This window comes from Erwinia amylovora (assembly GCF_017161565.1).
Classification (GTDB): Bacteria; Pseudomonadota; Gammaproteobacteria; order Enterobacterales; family Enterobacteriaceae; genus Erwinia; species Erwinia amylovora.
In genome coordinates this window covers 529,024-548,818 of the sequence record NZ_CP066796.1, presented here as the reverse complement: position 1 = coordinate 548,818, position 19,795 = coordinate 529,024, and the positions used below count along the sequence as shown (strand labels likewise).

General features: G+C 54.4%; 12 protein-coding genes. 4 read left to right on the top strand and 8 right to left on the bottom strand.

Going from position 1 to position 19,795, the window contains the following annotated elements; all coding sequences use genetic code 11:
• Window positions 1-3 precede the first annotated feature (3 nt).
• Window positions 4-1,395 carry a diaminobutyrate--2-oxoglutarate transaminase gene (locus tag JGC47_RS02470; protein WP_024015152.1) on the bottom strand — a complete coding sequence of 464 codons (1,392 nt, stop codon included), beginning with the start codon at window positions 1,393-1,395 and terminating at the stop codon, window positions 4-6.
• Window positions 1,396-1,603: 208 nt separating this feature from the next.
• On the bottom strand, window positions 1,604-2,488 hold the full coding sequence (locus tag JGC47_RS02465) for an AraC family transcriptional regulator (protein ID WP_024015151.1): 885 nt from the start codon (window positions 2,486-2,488) through the stop codon (window positions 1,604-1,606).
• Window positions 2,489-2,737: 249 nt separating this feature from the next.
• Between JGC47_RS02465 and dkgA the strand changes: the two genes are divergently transcribed.
• Window positions 2,738-3,562 carry a 2,5-didehydrogluconate reductase DkgA gene (gene dkgA / locus JGC47_RS02460; RefSeq protein WP_004155264.1) on the top strand — a complete coding sequence of 275 codons (825 nt, stop codon included), beginning with the start codon at window positions 2,738-2,740 and terminating at the stop codon, window positions 3,560-3,562.
• A gap of 41 nt (window positions 3,563-3,603) precedes the next feature.
• On the opposite strand, the gene ftsP is transcribed toward dkgA, so the two are convergent.
• From ftsP to JGC47_RS17845, 6 genes are all read right to left on the bottom strand, one after another.
• The gene (gene ftsP / locus JGC47_RS02455; protein WP_004155263.1) at window positions 3,604-5,028 is read right to left on the bottom strand and encodes a cell division protein FtsP; all 1,425 of its coding nucleotides are present in this window, start codon (window positions 5,026-5,028) and stop codon (window positions 3,604-3,606) included.
• A 95-nt stretch (window positions 5,029-5,123) separates the two neighbouring features.
• Window positions 5,124-5,861, bottom strand: coding sequence for a 1-acylglycerol-3-phosphate O-acyltransferase (locus tag JGC47_RS02450; protein ID WP_004155261.1), 738 nt, complete (start codon window positions 5,859-5,861; stop codon window positions 5,124-5,126).
• Window positions 5,862-6,036: 175 nt separating this feature from the next.
• On the bottom strand, window positions 6,037-8,313 hold the full coding sequence (parC, locus tag JGC47_RS02445) for a DNA topoisomerase IV subunit A (RefSeq protein ID WP_004155260.1): 2,277 nt from the start codon (window positions 8,311-8,313) through the stop codon (window positions 6,037-6,039).
• Between the two features lie 261 nt (window positions 8,314-8,574).
• On the bottom strand, window positions 8,575-9,399 hold the full coding sequence (locus JGC47_RS02440; RefSeq protein ID WP_004155259.1) for a transporter substrate-binding domain-containing protein: 825 nt from the start codon (window positions 9,397-9,399) through the stop codon (window positions 8,575-8,577).
• A gap of 23 nt (window positions 9,400-9,422) precedes the next feature.
• Window positions 9,423-9,761 carry a hypothetical protein gene (locus JGC47_RS17850; RefSeq protein WP_004155257.1) on the bottom strand — a complete coding sequence of 113 codons (339 nt, stop codon included), beginning with the start codon at window positions 9,759-9,761 and terminating at the stop codon, window positions 9,423-9,425.
• Window positions 9,762-9,846: 85 nt separating this feature from the next.
• The gene (locus JGC47_RS17845; protein WP_169799821.1) at window positions 9,847-10,023 is read right to left on the bottom strand and encodes a hypothetical protein; all 177 of its coding nucleotides are present in this window, start codon (window positions 10,021-10,023) and stop codon (window positions 9,847-9,849) included.
• 1,576 nt (window positions 10,024-11,599) lie between these two features.
• Here JGC47_RS17845 and JGC47_RS02425 point away from each other — a divergent pair.
• From JGC47_RS02425 to JGC47_RS02415, 3 genes are all read left to right on the top strand, one after another.
• The gene (locus JGC47_RS02425; protein WP_004155250.1) at window positions 11,600-13,096 is read left to right on the top strand and encodes an MFS transporter; all 1,497 of its coding nucleotides are present in this window, start codon (window positions 11,600-11,602) and stop codon (window positions 13,094-13,096) included.
• 155 nt (window positions 13,097-13,251) lie between these two features.
• Window positions 13,252-14,520 carry a condensation domain-containing protein gene (locus JGC47_RS02420; RefSeq protein WP_004155249.1) on the top strand — a complete coding sequence of 423 codons (1,269 nt, stop codon included), beginning with the start codon at window positions 13,252-13,254 and terminating at the stop codon, window positions 14,518-14,520.
• A gap of 83 nt (window positions 14,521-14,603) precedes the next feature.
• On the top strand, window positions 14,604-19,784 hold the full coding sequence (locus JGC47_RS02415) for a type I polyketide synthase (protein WP_004155248.1): 5,181 nt from the start codon (window positions 14,604-14,606) through the stop codon (window positions 19,782-19,784).
• Window positions 19,785-19,795: the final 11 nt, after the last annotated feature.

Here is a 19,795-nt window from a genome sequence, read left to right as displayed (position 1 = left end):
TGTTTACCCCACACAAACTGGCTTAACGCCAGCGGCTAACAGCGCCTGTTCAAATTTATCCAGGAAAATGCCCAGCTCATCATTGGAGATCAGCAGGGAGGGCAACAGACGCAGAACGCAACCGTGACGCCCGCCGCGCTCCAGGATCAGCCCATTTTCGAAGCATTTTTTTTGCAGCACAGCAGATAACTGCCCGTCTGCCGGGTAGCAGCCCATCTGATCCTGCGTTTCATCAGGTTTAACGATCTCAATACCGAGCATCAGACCGAGACCACGCACATGACCAATCACCGGATAGCGTTTTTGTAACTCAGCCAGCTGCGCTTTCAGCCATTCGCCCTGGGCTGCGACCTTATCGGCGACCTGATTTTCCTTCAGATACTGCAGGGTGGTCAGGCCGGTGGCCATCGCCAACTGGTTGCCACGGAAAGTCCCGGTATGATGGCCCGGTTCCCAGGCGTCAAACTGCTTCTTAATGCCCAGCACCGCCAGCGGCAAACCACCACCGACCGCTTTCGACATCACAATGATGTCCGGCTCGATGCCAGCATGTTCAAAGGCGAACAGTTTACCGGTGCGTGCGAAGCCAGCCTGAACTTCGTCGATAATCAGCAGAATACCGTGCTCCTGCGTGACTTGACGGATGCGTTGCAGCCACTCTGCCGGAGCCGGATTGACCCCACCTTCGCCCTGTACCGCTTCCAGGATCACGGCCGCTGGCTTGCGCACGCCGCTCTCGACGTCGTTAATCAGGTTTTCAAAGTAATAGGTTAATGCCTGTACACCCGCTTCGCCGCCGATGCCCAGCGGGCAACGGTACTGATGTGGATAAGGCATAAACTGCACTTCAGGGATCATGCCGTTAACCGCTTCTTTCGGCGACAGGTTGCCGGTTACCGCCAGCGCACCGTGCGTCATGCCATGATAGCCGCCGGAGAAGCTGATCACCCCGGTGCGGCCGGTATACTTCTTCGCCAGCTTCAGCGCTGCTTCAACCGCATCGGCACCGGAAGGTCCGGTAAACTGCAGGCAGTACTCTTTGCCCTGGCCCGGCAGCAGAGAAAGCAGGTACTCTGAGAAGCGGTCTTTTAACGGCGTAGTCAGATCCAGTGTATGTAACGGCAAGCCGCTGGTAATGACATTTTGGATGCTTTGCAATATATCAGGATGGTTGTGTCCAAGCGCCAGCGTACCTGCACCGGCCAGGCAGTCGAGATATTGATTATTTTCAACATCGGAAATCCACACGCCTTCAGCCTTAGCAATGGCTAACGGCAATTTGCGCGGATAACTCCTGACATTCGATTCAAATTCAGCTTGTCGCGCCAAATAGGTTTCATTGTTACCATCAAATGAAGTCGCACCTAAATTATCAATACGGACTTTATCCGTCATCATATCACTCCTACAACTGAAGGTATCAGTCACGCAACAGTTGAATAATTGAATTAAAGGAAACTACTACTATGAAAAAACGCGGCCAATATATGGCTTTTTAAGGATCTTCTCAATCACTTATTTTGTTAAGATTTTCTTGAATTATATCAATGCATTGCATCTAATTTAAATGAATAGCCTCTGCTATAATTCACCCTGAGCGTCATCATGGATGGCGCAGACGCGTCATTTCTTCCCCCGGCGTAACGCCAAAATACCGTTTGAATTCCCGTGAAAACTGCGACGGGCTTTCATAGCCCACCTTCAGCGCTGCCACGCTGGCTTTCATCCCTTCCTGCATCATCATCAGCCGCGCCTGATGCAGGCGATAGCTTTTGATGTACTGCAAAGGGGAAGTGCTGGTGACGGCCTTAAAGTTATGATGAAAGGCCGAAACGCTCATGTTGGCTTCTGCGGCCAGCTGGTCAACGCTCAGGCTATCGGTGAAATGGTGCTCAATGCGCCGCAGCGCGCGGGCAATCTGGCTGAACTGCGTCTGACGGCTTACTAAAGCCAGCAGCGCCCCACCGCACGGGCCTTGCAGCGCATGGTAGAGAATTTCTCGCACGATATTCGGCCCAAGCACGCGCGCATCACGCGGATGCGCCATCGCATCCAGCAATCGCTCGGTGGCGCACAGCATCTCCTCCGTCAGCTGCGCGGAGTGTATGCCATGATTAAGTGGCTGCGGATGGAAACCGTCATCTTCGCCGATATCGATCAGCAGATCCTGTAGCTGAAGCGCATCCACCCGCAGCGACAGCCCGGCCAGCGGCCGTTCGGCGGTGGCAAAGGTTTCACATTCAAACGGCAGTGGTAACGTCAGCATCAGATATTTGCTGGCATCGTAATGGAATACGCTTTGCCCGAGGTAACCGGTTTTCTCGCCCTGCAGCACAATCACAATCGCTGGCTTATACATTACCGGCTGACGTACCGAGCCGTTCTTGGCATAAAACAGGGTGATACCCGGCACCGGCGTCATGTTGCCCTGCTTAACCAGGCCGGTGACCTGTTGCGCCAGCCGGGCGCAGACGATTTTTCGATCCATGGTGGTTTGCCGCTCGCTGAATGAATAACGCACTTATCATCCCCTGCTGCTCTTTTTTTCTCCAGCCTTTTGGAGGATCGGGCAAGATTCAGGGAGAAATGTGCACTAAACGCCATGCGGCTGGGGCTGTCGCGTCTGCGCCAGCCTTAGCGGAAAGTGGTTTAGCCTACGGCTTGCTCACCTGTCTACTACGCTTAACGTTATCAACCGGTGCCAGCGCACCGTTTAATCCGCTGAACAGGAGATATCATGGCAAATCAACCGATCATCAAACTACACGACGGTAATATGATGCCGCAGCTTGGGCTGGGCGTCTGGCAAGCCAGTATTGATGAAGCACGCAGCGCAGCAGTGAAAGCACTCTCCGTGGGTTATCGCTCCATTGACACTGCCGCCATTTATAAAAATGAGGAAGGTATTGGCCAGGCGCTACAGGAAACCGATGTCGCTCGTGACGAGATCTTCATCACCACCAAATTATGGAATGACGACCAGCTCAATGCGCAGCAGGCGCTGGAAGCCAGCCTGCAAAAACTGCAGCTGGAAAGCGTCGACCTGTATCTGATGCACTGGCCTTGTCCGCAGAAAAACAATTACGTGGCCGCCTGGCAGCAGATGATTGAACTGCAACAGCAGGGGCTAACCAAAAGCATCGGCGTCTGCAATTTTAATGAAGCACATTTGAAACGCCTGATCGATGAAACCGGCATCACTCCGGTCATTAACCAGGTGGAACTGCATCCGCTACTGCAACAGCGCACCCTGCATGCCTGGAACGCCATGCACCAGATTCAGACCGAATCATGGAGCCCGCTGGCACAGGGCGGGCAAGGGGTATTCGACCAGCAGGCGATCAAGAAGCTGGCGAAGAAATACGGCAAATCCCCGGCACAGATTGTGATCCGTTGGCATCTGGACAATGGCCTGGTGGTGATCCCCAAATCGATTACGCCGGCGCGTATTGAAGAGAACGTCAGGGTGTTCGATTTCCGCCTTGAAAAAGCGGAAATCAGCGAACTTGCCGCGCTGGACCAGGGCAAACGGCTCGGCCCTGACCCGGACGAACTGAATTAACTCACGAACGCCGGGCGAGCCAGGCGTTCGCCCGCTGCCAGTCAGCCCGCTTGCAGAGCAGGATTAACCACCAGCTGCCCCGCCACACCGCGATCCGCCATCTCCAGCGTCTGGCTGTAGTAAACAAACGGGAAGTGCTCAGACGATGGCTGAGTAAAGGAGACGAACAGCTCCACTTCGCCATCAACCCATACGGTATCCTTCCAGCCACGATCTTCTGCCATCGGCTGCGCCCCGTTGACGTTTTTGATCAGGAACATCACCCCCTGGATATGGAACGACTGCGGCGTATCGGCGTGGATGACCCAGCGCTCGTAGCTACCCTGCTGCGCCTGCACGTCAATGCGCATCATATCCCACAGCGCACCGTTAATGCCCGGCATCGTGCCCTCCAGGCGGAACTCACGCGTGCGGCTCACCGCGCCTTCAATAAGCTGGTCCGGCAGCAGGCGCATCGGTAAGTTATCCGTAACCAGCGGTAACAGGCCGGTCGGACGCAGAGTCAGCACCAGTGTTGAAGTCAAAATGGAAGATGGCTCAAAGAAGCCGCGCAGACGGTCAACAATGCCGGCCGCTTCGCCGGCGGTGACGGAGACCTCATCACCTTGTGACATATCCACCAGCACTTCGCGCCTTTCGCCCGGGGCCAGCGAAAGCTGTTCCACCGCCACCGGTGCCGGCAGGAACCCCTGATCGCTGGCGATAACATTAAACGGCCGACCGTCGCTCATACGCAGCTGATAGCAGCGCGCATTAGAGGCATTCAGCAGACGCAGCCTTACCCATCCACGCGACACCTCGACATACGGGTTCTGTACGCCGTTGACCAGCAGAATATCGCCAACAAACCCGCCTTTTGCCGACGGCACATATACCGGAGTGGCAAAGTTGTCCAGCCGCTTGTCCTGAATAATCAGCGGGAAATCATCAACGCCGTAGTGATTAGGTATGGGTAAAGACTTACTAACTTCATCTTCCACCAGCCACATGCCAGCCAGCCCGTTATAAACATGCGGCGCCATACGGTTCGGCGTATTGGCGTGATACCAGCAGGTGGCCGCCGCCTGGCGGATGGGCATCACCGGCGCCCAGTCCACGCCCGGTGACATCAGACGCGCGGCACCACCGATCAACGCCCCCGGTACCTGCAGGCCGCTGACCGTCATCGCTACCGGTTCAGTCAGACGATTGCTGTAAATCAGCTTCACATCGTCGCCGTTCCACACGCGCACCGTTGGCCCAAGATAGAGGCCGTTAATTCCCCAGATCGCCGCTTTATTACTGCCGTTGAATGACCAGTGGCTGCGTTGCAGCGTCAGAAACAGCGGCTGGCCACGCCGTGATTCAATCAGTGGAGGAACCGGTAGCGCGTTGATCGCACCGGCGGCACGAGCGCTAAAAGGCAAAGAGGAAGCACAGAGGGCAATGCCAGAGGCTTGAAGAAATTGACGACGACTGAAGGACATACCCACTCCGTAAGCCAAAAATGGGCCACCGTAGTGGCCCTGTTGCTTTTTATCATGCTGCGCGAACGTGCTGCCGCGTGGTAATGCCGTTGACTTTATAACTTGCCTGACGCTTCGCGGGCGGCGACTTCGGCGTTCAGCTCATCCAGCTTCGCCGACATGATTTCGCGACAGTGCGTGGCCAGCTTACGCACCGACTGGTCGGCAAAAGACTGGATTTCGACAGGCGGCAACATTTCAACAATTGCCAGGCCATTATTTAGCCGGTTCAACTTAATTTTACCATGAGTATTGGATACCACTACCGGGATAATCGGCACGCCAGCCGCAACGGCGGCATGGAATGCCCCGGTTTTGAACGGCAGCAGGCCGCGACCACGGCTGCGCGTCCCTTCCGGGAACATCCAGAAAGAGATTTTCTTCTTTCTGAACTGTTCGACCAGCTCACCGATGGTGCCATGCGCTTTGGTACGGTTTCCCCTGTCGATAAGCAGATTGCCGGTCAGCCAGTAGAGCAGCCCAAAGAACGGCACCCAAAGCAGGCTGGTTTTGCCGACGGTCACGGTGGTTGGCTGCACAATGGCAGCGGCGGTGACCATGTCATAATTATTCTGGTGGTTGCAGATATAAATCGCATTCGGGTAGTTTTCAGCCCCTGCAGGCTTGCGCAGTTCAACCTTAAGGCCAAATACCGGAGCAAGACGACCAAACAGGTGTCCAAAAGTCGCTACATGGCGTGGATTGCGCGGACTGAACAGACAGTAAATACAACCCAGGACACACACCAGTATCGAGTAAACCACTACCACTATGGAACGTAACAGAGCAAGCATCACAACCTCGTTATCTCTTATCTTCGTCATCGTTCAGGCAGCACGGGCATCAGCGGATTACGCTCTTCAAATTACTGACGCCCGGCCCCAACGATACAGCGACCCACTTTCTTAAAAAGAAGAAATCATTTCATTCCGTCAGCTGACTGAGTGACTCGTCAGATAAAACTCAGGATCACTCCCCGCTACCCTCCGTGACGGCTGCACGCGGCGTACCTTCGACATCAACCCGGTCAATACGCTGTAAGCCACGCGGCAACAGGGTGCCACGGCGGCCGCGATCGGCACGGAATTTTTGCAAATCAGCGGCTTTGAGCGTTAGCTTACGTTTGCCCACATACAGGGTGATCGCGTTTTCCGGCGTCAGCAGCAGCAGCCAGGCCAGTTTATCTTCACCTGAAGCCGCCTCCGCAGAGGGGATAGAGATAATCTTGTTACCCTTGCCTTTCGACAGCTGCGGCAGATCGCCGACCGGGAACATCAGCATACGGCCAGCGGCGGTGATCGCCAGCAGCAAATCGTCGTTGCGGTGAATAGCTAAAGGTGCCATCACCCTGGCATTTGACGGCAGTGTTAACAGCGCTTTGCCAGCGCGATTACGTGACACCAGATCGCTAAAGGTGCAGACGAAACCATAACCGGCATCAGATGCCATCAGCAGTTTCTGCGTGTCATCCGCCATCAGCACCTGTTCCACCACCGCCCCCGGCGGCGGGGTCAGTTTGCCGGTAAGCGGCTCACCCTGGCCGCGCGCTGACGGTAGCGTCACCGGGTCAAGCGCGTAGCTGCGGCCGGTAGAATCAATAAAGACGACCGGCTGATTGCTCTTGCCGCGCGCCGCACCGAGGAAACTGTCTCCGGCTTTGTAACTGAGGCCGGCCGGATCAATATCATGGCCTTTGGCGCTGCGTACCCAGCCGCTCTGCGACAGTACGATGGTCACCGGTTCTGACGGCATCAGCTCATGCTCACCGATCGCTTTTGCTTCCTCACGCTCACGCAGCGGTGAGCGGCGCTCATCGCCGTAAGCATCGCTGTCGGCCTGTAATTCTTTCTTCAGCAGGGTATTCAACTTGCGTTCGGAACCCAGAAGCCCCTCCAGATGCGCGCGCTCTTTTTCCAGTTCGTCCTGTTCGCCACGGATCTTCATCTCTTCCAGCTTGGCAAGATGGCGCAGTTTCAGCTCAAGGATAGCTTCTGCCTGGATTTCTGAGATATCAAAGCGCGACATCAGCACCGGCTTAGGTTCATCCTCGGCGCGGATAATCTCAATCACTTCGTCAATATTGAGGAAGGCCACCAGCAAACCGGCGAGGATATGCAGGCGCTTGAGCACTTTTTCCAGACGATGATTCAGACGGCGCCGCACGGTATCGCGACGGAATACCAACCACTCGGTGAGGATCTCCAGCAGGTTTTTTACCGCCGGACGGTTGTTCAGCCCGATCATATTCAGGTTAATACGGTAGCTGCGCTCCAGGTCGGTGGTGGCAAACAGGTGGTTCATTACCTGCTCCATATCCACGCGCTGAGATCGCGGAACAATCACCAGCCGCGTCGGGTTCTCATGATTGGACTCATCACGCAGATCTTCGACCATTGGCAGCTTTTTATTGCGCATCTGTGCGGCAATCTGTTCCAGCACGCGTGCGCCGGAAACCTGGTGCGGCAGCGCGGTGATCACCACGTCGCCCTCTTCCTTCTTCCACACCGCACGCATACGCACCGAACCGCGCCCGTTCTGATAGATTTTGCGGATTTCATTACGCGGCGTGATGATCTCCGCTTCGGTCGGATAATCCGGCCCCTGCACGATATCCAGCAGTTCATCCAGGGACGTTGTCGGGCTGTCGATCAGCGTGATGGCGGCTTTAGCCACTTCTCTGAGGTTGTGCGGTGGAATGTCGGTGGCCATGCCAACGGCAATACCGGTGGTGCCGTTCAGCAAGATGTTAGGCAGGCGCGCCGGCAGCATCGACGGCTCCTGCATGGTGCCGTCAAAGTTCGGCACGTAGTCAACGGTGCCCTGGCCCAGCTCGCCCAGCAATACTTCGGCATATTTTGACAGGCGCGACTCGGTGTAACGCATCGCCGCAAAGGATTTGGGATCGTCCGGCGCCCCCCAGTTCCCCTGGCCATCGACCAGCGGATAACGGTAGGAAAACGGCTGCGCCATTAATACCATCGCTTCATAACAGGCGCTGTCGCCGTGCGGATGATATTTACCCAACACATCACCAACGGTACGCGCCGATTTTTTAAACTTAGCGGTGTTGCTTAGCCCCAGTTCCGACATCGCATAAACGATGCGTCGTTGTACCGGTTTCAGTCCATCGCCAATATAAGGCAGCGCACGATCCATGATGACGTACATGGAGTAGTTAAGGTAAGCATTTTCAGTAAATTTATGCAGGGCGAGACGCTCTGCACCATCCTGCGTCAGGTCACTCATTCTCTTCTTTTCCTCATATCGCGGCGCGTTCAGGGCCAGCACCGCCACAGCGGTAAGTTTGGCGAGGATAGTACCTTATCTGGTGAGGGTCTGTCACAGAGATCGGTGGCTAAGCGGAGCTGCCTGCAACGAATTGTATCATGCAGCGTTAAACGGGATTTACCTGAGCAGTAATTAACTGAATAACTCAAAAACGGGGGGAGCATCATTGCCTGAAGGTGTCATTAGCGACGGCCCGGCATTGCGCTCCGGGCTTTACGTTTATCCCTTTGTCGCTAACCACTGCCCCACTATCTGCTGGTATTCACCGTTGGCTTGACCCAGATGTAGCCACTGATCAACGTACATCTTCCAGCTGATATCATCCCTCGGCAACATCCACGCCTTCTCGCCGTACTGCAACGGTTTTTCCGCATTGATGGCGCACAGCTGCGGGTAGCGTTTCTGCTGATAAAGCGCTTCAGAGGCGTCGGTTATCATCACATCCGCCTTTTTGTCCACCAATTGCTGGAAGATAGTCACGTTATCGTGGAACAGCGTCAGCTTAGCCTGCGGCAGAAAAGCATGGGCAAAAGCCTCATTGGTGCCGCCCGCCGGTTCGATCAGCCGCACCGCCGGCTTATTCAGCTGTTTAATGGTGCGGTACTTATTTTTGTCCGCACAGCGCACCAGCGGAATTTTGCCATCGCTATCCAGAGGGCTGGCAAACCATGCGGTCTGCTGGCGCTTCAGGGTGACCGATACCCCTCCCAGCGCGATATCGCACTGTTTACCTGTAAAGTCCGCAGTCAGCGTTTTCCATGTGGTTGCCACCCATTTCACCTCCGCTCCCAGCGTTTTCGCCAGCGACTGCGCCAGTGAAATATCAATACCTTCATAGCCGCCATCCGGGCGCAGATAAGTATAGGGTTTATAGTCCCCGGTGGTGCAAACGGTCAGGGTTTTACTCTGCATCACCCGATCGAGATGCGATTGCGCACTGGCGCTACCGGCCAGCAGCAGCAGGGCCACAGCCCCAGGTTTTATCATCATTTTTATTCTCTCGTTACTCATGGCATCGCCACGGATTGGTGCCCGAAACGCCATACTACTTTGATTGTAGGGTCATTTCATTCCCGGAGCGGCCCGCCAGACTCGCATTTATTGCCCATAGTTGCGAGAAATTCACCAAACGGATTTTTATCATTGATGGCGGTAAAGCTTTTGCCCATTCTGAAGGCGAGCTGAACTATACCATGACAAACGTTGCCGCCAGTTTTCAACGTGACTCCTGTCAACGTGGTTGATAACGCTACCAGCCAGGTGATGAAGTTGGGTATTGCCTCGCCGTCGATTCCCTTATTTATCAGATGGCTGGCTGATAATGGGAGAACACTGGACGCTGAAAAAAATGTATCGATAAAGCCTTTAGCGCAGCCCATGGCAAACTCTACGTCAGCAAAGGCCATAGCCGCGCCGATGCAGCAAAAAATATGGCTCCGGCGAAAGTTAAAGGGTAAAGCCTCTGTGACGTCACTAACCCGGAAAGCACCTTCACACGCTTTCACCGACCGACAACAGTTCTTTGCAGGCGTGGGAGTCGATGGCGACCCCCTGCATGTTCATAAAGCCCATCGGTTCCGTGGCATGAGCGGCTTGCCTGTTTTCATCGATAACGGTGGGTTCAACCTGCAAGATGTTGCCAGTGATATTGCACGCTACCGGACGCATCTGAGCGATATCTTTGCTAAATTGTCTGACTGGCCCACAGGCTAAATTGTCTGACTGGCCCACAGAAAGAAGAACACCGTATGCTGACCGTTATCGCTGAAATTTGCCTTAAGCCAGGCCGCCGTTACGCCGTTTTGCAGGTGATGGAGAGCTAATCCTTGTCGTGCTGGCGGAAGAAGGTTGCGGGAGCTACCGGACATCGATCATAAGGCACAGATCCCCCAGGAAAGAACACTCCCCGGATCCTGTCTTTAAGGTGGAACAATGGGATTCTCTGCGTCACCTTGAACAACATTAGCAGGCACAACACATGGAAAATCAACGTATTGCGATCAAGAATGATGTGGCTGACATGAAGCTATTTGTGCCGGGATCCGCAACGCAACAGCACCGGGCGTCAGTATGAAGGGCGGTACGCATCGCGGAACGGCTTTTTTACAGATGAAACCCGTGTATCTCGCCTGATAACAACCTTTCGATTTACCTTTTGTGAAGCGTGAGCGGTGCTTCTGCCAAAGCATTTCCAGGATGAAATGGGGAGCTGATTAGAATATTCGGATAAATTTTGGCTAAGCCGCTGCCTGATATCACCCGATAAACATCACTGAATAATACCTTCGCGCATATTAAATTCATTCCTCAATCTTGCTAAAAAAAATAACGCAAACCCTTCAATGAGCGTTATTTAAACTAACCTTTGTCAGATACTCGTCACCATGCCAGTAAAAGTACGCTTTTTTCACCGTGATTTTTTAACCGCAATTGGGGATATTACTCTGTCTCAACCCTGTAGATTTATTTGAGGAATTTTGTTAATGATATTAAAAATACTTTCCAGTAATACTTAATTACGAAATGACGTTCTTTCGCTTCCGCTAAAATCCAGTTTTCTCGTTAAGACAGGTGATTACCCTTGCTCTACAGGAGAAAGTGACATCGCGTTGCTGTTAATCTTAGCATTCACCGAAAAGGAGTTAATCAATAATCAGGCGATTAGTGATGCAGGCACCTGGCAGCACTCAGTCATTTTGCCATGGATTATCGAAGTGTGATCGGGCGTTATCACCGGCTGATGGGTGTCAGATATTACCCATCATAATGATAATGGCGTTTGTCAGGCATCGCTGATTCGACACAGCCCCGCAGCAAAAGCGCATCTGGCATCGCCTGGGAGCACTGGCAAATCTATACCCAGACGCACTGAGATAACGTTCATAATCACCGGTAAACCCTGATAAACTCAAAACCCAAACAGCTTCCCAGAAAAAAGTGGGAAGTTTACTTTCGCTTGCCGGGACCGTCAGGTCATCTCACCCTGAATTGAGCTAAAGCACAGGTGATTTGCTTTTATGACAGAAAAGAATCTGGCAGTCATAAGTGGCCGGACTGAAAACGGCAGGCGAGAGTCCTGACAATTTTTATTATTGTGACACAGCCCCTGATAATGATGAAAAAATCGCCACGCATACTTTACAAAATTTAACGTATAAATAAATAATGAATAGTTCTTCTGCACTTTATTATTTTTTGCACTGGCATCTTGTTAGAAAATTCTGATCGAGGAAATTGCATAAATATGGACATGGTAAAACACAGATGGCTGGTGCTTGCTGTTGTTTCAATCGCACTTCTGCTGGTAGCGATCGATATGACCGTTTTGTATATCACCCTGCCAACTCTCACACACGAACTGAAAGCGTCCACCAATGAAAAGTTGTGGATCGTCAATATGTATCCGCTGATTGTGGCTGGCCTGTTGTTAGGAGCGGGTACGCTGGGGGACAAAATAGGTCATCAGCGTCTGTTTATCAGCGGATTACTTATTTTTGGTACGGCGTCATTGTTAGCGGCATTTTCTCCCACGGCCGCTGTTCTTATTTTTGCTCGTGGCCTGCTTGGAATCGGAGCGGCGGCGATGATGCCCGCAACGTTAGCCATCATCAGCTTATCGTTTAAAGATGAGAAAGAACGCTCTATTGCCATCGGCATATGGGCTGCGGTGGCTTCAGGAGGCGCTGCGGCGGGTCCCCTGCTTGGTGGTGCATTACTGGAATATTTTTGGTGGGGATCGGTATTTCTGATTAACGTTCCAATCGTCCTGGTGGCGTGTCTTTTATCGAAATGGCTAATCAAGAATGTGCCCAATGATTCTGCCCAGCCCTGGGATTTCGTTGCATCGCTGCAAATTATGGTGGTGCTGATCAGTTTTGCTTACATGATCAAAGAGTTCGCCAAGCCGCAACCCTCCTATCTGGCTGCCGCAATGGCCCTGGTTATATGTATCTGCTTTTCAATGCTATTTTCCCGAAGGCAGCGTGCCAGTGCCTATCCGCTGATTGATATGCAAGTCTTTCGCACCCCGGCCTTTTTTTCAGCCGTGCTGTCGGGGATCGTGGTAGCAGGATGTCTGATGGGCATCAACCTGGTTCTGAGCCAGAGACTTCAGCTGGTTCTGGGGTTCACTCCATTGCAAACCGGACTGTACTTCCTGCCGTTGTCATTGGGCGCTGTCGTCGGTAGCCCGCTGAGTGGCTGGATTTTGCCACGTTTTCGCAGCGGTCAGTTTCTGGCGGCAACACTGACATTATATGCCATCGGTATCGCTTTCTTTATGTTCAGCTTCTCTTTCTCACTCTATTTCCAGCTACCGTGCTTATTTTTACTTGGGGCTTGCGTAGGTGCAGGCATGACAGCGGCCTCAAATACCATCATGGCGGCGGCACCGCCAGAGCGCGCCGGCATGGCTGCCTCAATCGAAGAAATTTCATACGAATTGGGCGGTGGTTTGGGTATTGCAATAATGGGCAGCCTGATGACGGTCATTTACAGCCGAACGCTGGTCGTCCCTGCAGAAACAACGCGTCCCGCGCTGGCAAAGGACGGCATCGACAGCGCTATTTTGCTCGCAGAACAGATGCACGGATCGGCAAGTCAGGCCTTGATAACCAATGCACGGCTGGCTTTTGAAAACTCAGTTTTCTCGGTAATGATCGCAGCCATCGTCCTCCTGTTACTGACGGCGCTACTTGTACGCTTCAACTGTCGTAGTCACGATCCTGACGTAGAGCTTTGATGCATCCTTTGCCCGACAGGTACGGGATGCACGCTATGCCCTGCTTCAGTCTTTGTGTTTTAGAGGCTTAGCGGTCAGCAGCGGGGAATTAACCAGCGGTCTTGCTTTGTAGCTGTGATTGTAAAAGAAATAGTGGCTTATAAAGAGGGAATCTTATGCGCCTGTTTTTGGGACAGTTATACGACATCAGCACGACCAGGCAACCTGACAAGCTTTGTGTTGGTGACGTGCTGGTACCCAGTGTTCGGCTGAATGCAGACGCGCTGGATTGCGCCGTAAATTTTCTTCTGCATAAGTTTTCAATCTTGCGCGCTTCATTCCTTTATCAGAATGACGAACTGAGCATGCATTTCTGCCACCCTCAAGAACTGCCAGCAGGTCGCGTCTTTCAAGTGTACCCGGCAGCGCAAGGCGCGTTGCCCCTGCGCCAGCAGTTAATCTCCTGCATCGATAAAGTACGAGCGTCAATGTCTTTGGATAGCGCGCCGCTTTTGCGTTATTGCCTGTTCGATGCCGAATGCGCACATGCACAACGGCTGCTTATCCTATTCAACCATTTGGTCTGTGATGGTATTTCCAGCCGCATTCTTTGGCGTGAACTTTCTGCTGCCTATCAATCGCTGTTGGCTGGAGATCCTCTGCTATTCAGGCCCTGTACAACCTACATGGATTTTGCTCAGGAGCTTATCGGCAGGCGCGATCGGTTAGACGACCGGTTATCTTCTGCCATCCCTGTTGCACCCGGTTGTGACTTATTGGACCAGCTCACCCACGGCCAGGCCTGCACCGCTACATTAGCTGAAGTGGTTCACAGAGAGATCTCGATTGGCGGAGCTGACCTGTCAGCCTTACGCGCCCGTGCCGCAGCAGCGGGGGTGGCCTTATCCGTTTTTTTGCTGGCGTGCTGGATAAATACCCTGTCCAGGGTTCAGAGCACTGGAACAGTCACTCTGCTGATGTGGGTCAGTCCTCACTTTATCGGTGACTGGTCGACGCCAGTTAGCGATTTGGTTGGCTCGGTATCCTTTCCGTTACCCGTTGTGTTTTCCCTGAACGAACGCCGCACCTTGACAGACACTGTTAAGACGGTCAGCGAAGAGTTGCAGAGGGGGCTGTTAAACGCGGAAGACTTCGCCGCACGCTATTTCGCCGGCAGGACGCAGTCAGGCTTACCTGTATTGCCCTCCATCGGTTTCAATTTCGTCTCCGATCAACGCCTGAGCCCTTTATTGATTGGTTACGAACTGGCACCTGAAGGGATCCGCATTGAACGCTTGCCTCAGGAGCTATTCGACCTGGCACTGGGGATGGAGATCGAACTCTGCGGGCAGCAGATGCACGTTTCATTGAGTGCCACGCCTTTTATTGCCGGGCAGTTATCCCTCGATGAGCTGCTGCAAAACCTGCTGGCTCGGTTTGAGTAAACGTTCTGCGAACTTGAAATTTGCCTGAGCAAATGGGCTACCCGGTGCATGAAGCATCACACGTTGCAAAAAAGGAATGGAGCATGAATGTGCAAAGGGAATATGCAGGTGTTTTGGCACTGATTCTTGAACAACTGGCTGTGGTCTCGGGTGTGCCGGAGGTTGATGAAGATGAGCGCCTGGGAAATATAGCGTTAGACTCGGTCAAGATAATTCATCTGGTGGCGAGCCTTGGCTTACATTTAGGGGTCGAGCTGGATCCCACATTATTCTGGACCTGTCCCACCCCCGCTGAACTGGCGCGGCATATAGCGGGAAACACAGCGGAGCAACCGGTCGAGATGCAGGAGCCTGAAGGAAAGGGCATCACGGCAGAACCGCTGGCAATCACCGGGTTGGCTTGCCGTTTCCCCGGCGCCAGGGATGCTAATGCCTACTGGGATCTTTTGATCGGCGGTAAAGGTGCTGTCGCCACCGCGGATGCCGCGCACTTTCAAGAAATTCCCGACAGCCCATGGCACATCGACCCGAACGAGATCGCCGGGTTCCTTGACGAGGTATCCGCATTTGATTTTGAGCAATTCGGTATCAGTGCCCATGAAGCTTCCTGTATGGATCCGCAGCAAAGGGTGCTGCTGGAGCTGAGTTGGGCGGCTATCGAGCAGGCAGGTATCAGCCCCAAAAAAATCAAAGGGCAACGAGTCGGCGTCTATGTCGGAGCAATGTGGTGTGACTTCGCCCATCATGTTGTGCCGGACAAGATGACTGCGCAGAGCGCCACCGGCATGGATACCAGCATTTTGTCGGCTCGGCTCTCCTTCGTACTGGGCTTAACTGGGCCCAGTCTTACCGTCAACACCGCGTGTTCATCCTCTCTGGTTGCGCTGCATCTGGCTTGCCAGGCCATCAGAAATAACGACTGTGATTTCGCCATCGTCGCTGGCGTCAATCTGCTGCTGGCTGCTCAGAGTTTTGCCGCCATGCGACGTTTTGGCGGGCTGTCGGAAACGGGTCTCTGCCGTACCTTCGACGCCGCTGCCGACGGTTACATCAGAGCCGAAGGCTGCGGTGTCGTGGTGGTACGTCCCCTGTCCCGGGTGCTACAAGATGCGGGGCCAGTCTGGGGGATCATCAGATCCTCGGTCGTCAATAACAACGGCTATCACGCCAGCCTGACCGCGCCTTCGGTCATAGCCCAGCAGCAGCTACTGCGCGCAGCCTTAGTTCAGGCCAAACTACAGCCCTCTGACATCCAGTATGTGGAAGCCCACGGCACAGGAACGGCAATGGGGGACCCGATTGAGGTCTCGGCAATTTCAGCAGCTTACTGCCAGGGCGCAGCGCGCAGCCAGCCCCTGTTAATTGGTTCGGTGAAAACCCATATTGGGCATAGCGAAGCGGCAGCCGGCATGGCAGGTTTGATCAAAGTGTTACTTGCCATGCGTTACCGTATCATTCCTGCTCACCTGAATTATCAAACGCCAAACCCGTCTATTAACTGGCAAAAGCTCGGGCTGCAACTGGTTACCGGGGCGTTGCCCTGGGAAACCGCTAATCCTGTAGCCGGGGTAAGCTCCTTCGGGTTCGGCGGCACCAACGCCCATATCATCGTTAGCGAGACCTGGCATTGCAGGTCTTTCAAGGGCGTCAACAGCGCAGCCAGCAAGCTGATGGCTGATAAATCGGATTTTGCTTCGTTAGCGCACAGCGAGGACGGCCGGGCGCTGCTGATATTTTCCGGACAAGGTGCACACTGGCAAGGCATGGGCAGAAGTTACGCGCGTTTACACCCACAGTTTCGGAAAACCGTCGCGCAATGCGATCGCTGCATCCAACAGCTCAGGGGATGGTCACTGGCTGAGCGGCTGTATGACGAGCGGGAAACCTTCGCCGATGTACGCGTTGCCTGGCCCTGCCACCTGGTGATGCAGTTAGCCATCAGTGATGTCTGGTTGGCCAACGGCCTGCAACCGGGCGGTGTGATCGGCCATAGCATCGGGGAAATCGCGGCGGCGCATGTTGCCGGTTTGATCAGTCGGGAAGACGCTTTGCACATTATTCTGGCGCAGGCTGAATGGGCTCACCGGCATCCTGGCTCCATGGCGCTGGTGAAGCTTGACTGGGCTGCAGCGCAGACGCTGCTGGAACAACAGCAAAGCAGCGCCTGCTGTGCCATACAGCATGACGAGAATGCGACCGTTATAACAGGCAGTGTACAGGCTCTGCGCGACATTGAGTCACATTGCCAGCGCAAGGATATTTCTTTTAAGTGGGTGAACACCGCCGTGAGTGTGCACAGGCAGATCGGCGATGACGATCGTCAGCAGTTGATTGCATTGTTAGGCGATTTGCCGGGTTCAGCCGCGCTCCTGCCCTTTTATTCAGGCATATATGGTGGTGAATTGCTGGGGCGTTTGCCCGCGGATTACTGGAGTGACACCATCGGTCGTCCCCTGTATTGGTTTGACGCGTTGCGACAGGCCGTAAGCGACAGTGACGGCCCTCTGGTCGAAGTGGCTCCGCATTCCGTTCTTAGCAGTAGCATAAATAATCTGCTGATAAAGCTGGGGAGCCGGCGTGAGGTGCTGTTCAATGGCCACAGAAGCCAGCCCGAAGGGTCATCCCTGCCTCGCGCATTACAGCGCTATCCCCACGACGATCCATGGCATGGTCTGCATTTGCTGTTGTTATCAGGCCACTCGGTTGAGGCATTAAGCAGCCGCTGTGTGAGCATTGCCCGGTGGCTGGATGGCAAAAACGCCCCCGGTTTGCGTGATTGCGCCAGGGCACTGGTTCACTGCACCGATGATTACCGCTATCGCGTTGCGCTGATCGTCAGCAGCCACAAAGAGGCTGTGGCGCAACTGCTGGATATTGCCCATCGGGCAGGATCCGTCGCCAGTAACGCCGATAACATCATTCCGTCTTCATTGGTTATTACCGACCAGGCTCCGTTCGATGAACAGATGTGTAGCTGGCTCAGGCGCTTCAAGACGTTCTGCATTAGCTATTCTTGCGTGATGCTGGCCGGGCAGGATCGACAGATCGCATCGCCAATGCTTGAGGCCGCAGCTCAACAGTTGGGCTGCGTTGCCCTGTTGGCTGAATGGGGGGTGAGCTTCGACCATTATGACGCGACAGACCATGCCTGCTGTATTGCCGAACTGATCGAGCGCCGGGTGACTCGCAACGAATTTATCAGCGCCGTTGCGTCATCGAACAGGGTTCACGCGCGTCCTGTAGTCGCTGGCGACAGGCATAGTGTTCATATATCACTGCCCTCGCCAGGCCAACATGCCTCTTGTGCAGATCAAACTCCGCTTCCGGCGCGTGCTTTTCTTGAACTCGTCAGCCGTTGTTACCTCGCGGGTAAATCTGTTGACCACATTCCGGGAGGGGCTCATCCGCCGCTGACGCTACCGGCAATGTTCTACCGGAGTGCCGGGTTGCCGCCATCCGCTGAGACCCACGCGATAACTGCGCAAAAGCCGGTGATGGCCTATCGGCTTGTCTGGCAGAAAAAAAGTGCTTTCAGCACGTCTCACTCTGCACAACAACTGTTGGTGTTCGCGCAACCCGGCGTACAGGCACAGCTACAAGCGCGGCACCCTTTTTCCAACGCGGCCTGGTGCAGTCTGAGCGGCGGCCCGTTAGAGGATAACGCAGCCGTTAGCGAGGCTGCACACCGGGACGCAGCGGATTTCGCCGCGTTGTTCGCCGGGCGCTCAATAGAAACCGTTGTCTTTATCTGGGGGGATAGCCACCCGCTCGTCGGCGAGGACCCGAGCCTGAACAGCGCCCTGATGCTTTTGCAGTATATCCAGTCGATGCCCGGCGGGCGTCCGACATTGCTGTTCGTTACGCTTGGCGCGCAAGCCGTGACGGACAGCAAAGTATACAGCCCCAACGCGGCGATGGCCTGGGGGCTGATCCGCACGGCACAGCGGGAGTTGGCCGATGTTCAATGCTTATTAGTTGACATCGATCCGCCGGGCGCGGCAGGTGCACTGAGTGAATATGCCATTGATGCGTTATGTATGAGCCTGGGTGCGAAACGGGATCAAAGCGCCTGGCGCGCAGGGCAGCTGTTCTCGCCAGGGCTGGTTGAGTTGACCGATGTCACACCCGCGTCTCCACTTGCTGGCCCCCCCCCACCAGGCTTTCATTTGATCACCGGTGGATTGGGTGCGTTGGGGCTGGAGCTATTGCAGGCACTGTTCAACCGCGGTGAGCGGCGGTTCGTTCTGCTGGGACGCACGCTGCCAGAGCATACTGACCGCGTTATCGTTGATCTGCGCGAAGCGGGAGCGGACATTCTGCTGCACAGCTGTGACGTCACCTGTCTCGAAAGCTTGCATACCCTCGTGCGGCAAAGTGCCCACCTTCTGGGGCCACTGACAGCAATCACCCATGCGGCTGGCGTTTTACAAGCCGACTCTCTGGCGACCGTTTCCCAGGTGGATTTTGCCGCCGGCCTGGCAGCCAAAAAAATTGGCGCGCTGAATTTGCATATTATCAGCGCCGAGTGGCCGCTGAAGCGTTTTGTGCTGGTGTCTTCAGTGTCGTCGCTATTCGGATTTCCACAGTTTGCTTCTTATGCGGTGGCAAACGCCTACCTTGACGGCCTTATTGGCTACCGTCAGACGCATGGGCTGCCAGCCTTAGGCGTGTGTTATGGCCCGTTCCTCGGCAAGGGGTTACTGGAAAAACAGCATCCGGCGATGGATTTCCCACGGCTGGCAAAAATAAGCATCTCTGAAGGGCTGGAGGCGTTAAGCGCTTGCTCCAGTGTCCAGGGCGTATTGGCGATCATGCGCTACAGCGGACCGCTGGCACTGGGCAGGAGCGTTTGTACACCAGCAGCTGAACGGCCGCAATACGCGTTACAGGAGCGTCACGCCCGGCTGTGTGCGGTCATCCGGCGGGGTGTTGCCACGCTGTTGCAGCAGCCCGGGCAGCAGATACCGCTGGATACCCCACTTAGCGAACTGGGGGTCAGTTCGTTACTCGGGGTAGAGGTTCGCAACCGGCTACAGAGTGAATTATCAGTGAGAATGCCAGCCACCGTGCTGTGGAATTACCCCACCGTTTCTTCTCTTGCCAGTTATCTGGAAACTCTGCTGTGGCCTGAGTGCGCCACGCCTTACCCCACTGCCCATCCTGTGCAAACCAATCCGCTGGTGGGTGCAATCGACGATAGCGAAGAGGCATTGATGGCACAGTTGCTGGATGAACTGGCCATTATCAAAAGCACATATATCTAAATTGGGAGAGT